The following is a 2,638-nucleotide window of genomic DNA, read 5'->3' as shown; positions in this document are numbered from 1 at the left end:
AGAGGTGAGGAAGTTAGGAGTGGGGAGGGGACGGTGTGTGTTGAGGCAAGGGCGAACGCCGAGATCTGCACGTAAGGGGTCGTCGGCAGCGTCGGATGTGTATAAGCGACAGCACGATGGGCGCCCTGCACGAGGGCCACCGCACCCTCGTCCGCGCCGCCCGGGAGCGGGCCGGCAGCGTCGTCGTCTCGGTCTTCGTCAACCCGACCCAGTTCGGCCCCGGAGAGGACTTCGACCGCTACCCGCGCACCTGGGACGCCGACCTCGCCGCGCTGGCCGGGGAGGGCGCCGACGTCGTCTTCCACCCGCCGGTGGACGAGGTCTACCCGCCCGGCGCGGTGGGCGTGACCGTGCACCCCGGCCCGCTGGGCGACGTCCTCGAGGGCGCCGTCCGCCCCGGCCACTTCGCCGGCGTGCTGACCGTCGTCGCCAAGCTCTTCGGCCTGGTCCGCCCCGATCTGGCGCTCTTCGGGGAGAAGGACTACCAGCAGCTCACGCTCATCCGGGCGATGGCCCGCGAGCTGGCCCTCGGCGTCGAGGTCGTCGGCGTGCCCACCGTCCGGGAGGACGACGGCATGGCGCTGTCCTCCCGCAACCGCTACCTCTCGCCGGAGCAGCGGGCCACCGCCGCCACGCTCTCCCGCGCGCTGCGGGCGGGGGCCGCGGCCGGCCCGCAGGGTGCCGACGCCGTCCTGGCCGCCGCCCGCGCCGTCCTCGCCGAGGCGCCCGACCTGCTCCCGGACTACCTGGCAATGACCGATCCCGACCTCGGGCACGCGCCGGCCACCGGCCCGGCCCGGCTGCTGGTCGCCGCCCGCGCCGGCAGCACCCGACTCATCGACAACACCGAGATCCAGCTGGGAGACCCGCGATGATGCGCACGATGCTCAAGTCCAAGATCCACCGCGCGACGGTCACCCAGGCCGACCTGCACTACGTGGGCTCGGTGACGATCGACGAGGACCTGCTCGACGCGGCCGACCTGATCCCCGGCGAGCAGGTCGCGATCGTCGACGTCACGAACGGCGCGCGGCTGGAGACCTACGTGATCCCCGGCGAGCGGGGCAGCGGCGTCATCGGCATCAACGGCGCCGCCGCGCACCTGGTGCACCCCGGCGACCTGGTGATCCTGATCAGCTACGGCCTGATGGACGAGACCGAGGCGAAGTCCTACATCCCGAGGGTCGTGCACGTCGACGTCGCCAACCGCGTCGTCGAGCTCGGCGGCGACCCCTCGGCGCCGGTCCCGGGGGCGACCGGCCAGCAGCGCAGCGACCTCGGCGTGCCGGTCAGGTGACCGAGCTCGCGAGGTCACCCGTGAGCGCAGCAGCCCTGCTCACGGGGTCGACGAGCGCCAGCGAGGAGACCTCGTGAGCACCTCGGCGGCCACCCGGGTCACCGGGCTGCCGGTGCGGCTGACCGCGCCGGCGCCCGGCTGGGAGCTGGCAGCCGACGTCTGCGTCGTCGGCTCCGGGGTGGCCGGGCTGTGCGTGGCGCTGCACGCCCGTGCGGCCGGGTTGTCGGTCGCCGTCGTCACCAAGGTCCGGGTGGACGACGGGTCGACCCGCTGGGCGCAGGGCGGCATCGCCGCCGTGCTCGACCCCGCCGACACCCCCGAGGCGCACGCCCGTGACACCGAGGTCGCCGGGGTGGGGCTGTGCGAGCCCGAGGCGGTCTCCGTGCTGGTGCACGAGGGCCCCGAGCGGCTGCGTCAGCTCATCGACTGGGGTGCCGCCTTCGACCGCGACCCGTCCGGGCGGCTGCTGCTCACCCGCGAGGGCGGGCACTCCGCCGACCGGATCGTGCACGCCGGCGGCGACGCCACCGGCTCGGAGGTGCAGCGCGCGCTGCAGGACGCCGTCCGGGCCGACCCCGGCGTCACCCTCGTCGAGCACGCGATGGTGCTCGACCTGCTCACCGACGCCACCGGCCGCGCCGCCGGCGTGACCCTGCACGTGCTGGGCGAGGGCAGCGCCGACGGCGTCGGCGCGGTGCGCGCCCGCGCGGTCGTGCTCGCCACCGGCGGCATGGGCCAGGTCTACGCCGCCACCACGAACCCGCCGGTCTCCACCGGGGACGGCGTCGCCCTCGGCCTGCGCGCCGGCGCGGTCGCCACCGACCTGGAGTTCGTCCAGTTCCACCCCACCGCCCTGTACCTCGGCCCGGGCGCGCGCGGCCAGCAGCCGCTGGTCAGCGAGGCGCTGCGCGGCGAGGGTGCGGTGCTGCGCGACGGGGCGGGGGAGCGCTTCATGGCCGGCGTCCACCCGCTGGCCGAGCTGGCGCCCCGCGACGTCGTGGCCAAGGCGATCACGCGGGTGCAGCTGCGCGACGGCGTCGACCACGTCTGGCTCGACGCGCGCGACGTCTCCGACCTGGCCCGGCGGTTCCCGACGATCGTGGCCAGCTGCTGCGCGGCCGGCATCGACCCGGCGACCGAGCTCGTCCCGGTCACCCCGGCGGCGCACTACGCCTCCGGCGGCCTGGTCACCGACCTGGTCGGCCGGACGACGGTGCCCGGGCTGTACGCCTGCGGCGAGGTGGCCTGCACCGGCGTGCACGGGGCCAACCGGCTGGCCTCGAACTCGTTGCTGGAGGGGCTGGTCTTCGCCGCCCGCATCGGCGCGGAGCTGGCCGCGGG

The 2,638-nt window shown here is 75.5% G+C and carries 3 protein-coding genes; all 3 read left to right on the top strand.

Translation table 11 applies throughout. From position 1 onward, the window contains the following. Positions 1-95: 95 nt before the first annotated feature. Entirely contained in the window at positions 96-875 is a 780-nt protein-coding gene (gene panC / locus CNO22_RS26660) for a pantoate--beta-alanine ligase (RefSeq protein WP_232807386.1), read from the top strand. Beyond that, positions 872-1,297 carry an aspartate 1-decarboxylase gene (gene panD, locus CNO22_RS26655; protein WP_100502243.1) on the top strand — a complete coding sequence of 142 codons (426 nt, stop codon included), beginning with the start codon at positions 872-874 and terminating at the stop codon, positions 1,295-1,297. Before panC ends, panD begins: the two co-directional genes overlap by 4 nt. Before the next feature lie 73 nt (positions 1,298-1,370). Then, the coding region (locus CNO22_RS26650) for an L-aspartate oxidase (RefSeq protein WP_100502242.1) at positions 1,371-2,638 on the top strand (1,268 nt) is incomplete at its 3' end.

Origin of the sequence: Geodermatophilus chilensis (assembly GCF_002802985.1) — a bacterium.
GTDB lineage: Bacteria > Actinomycetota > Actinomycetes > Mycobacteriales > Geodermatophilaceae > Geodermatophilus > Geodermatophilus chilensis.
This window is presented reverse-complemented; position numbering and strand designations above follow the sequence as displayed.

Excerpts from the sequence above, each read along its gene's own strand:
- panC (WP_232807386.1), top strand. The coding sequence starts at position 96 with ATGTGTATAAGCGACAGCACGATGGGCGCCCTGCACGAGGGCCACCGC.
- panD (WP_100502243.1), top strand. The coding sequence starts at position 872 with ATGATGCGCACGATGCTCAAGTCCAAGATCCACCGCGCGACGGTCACC.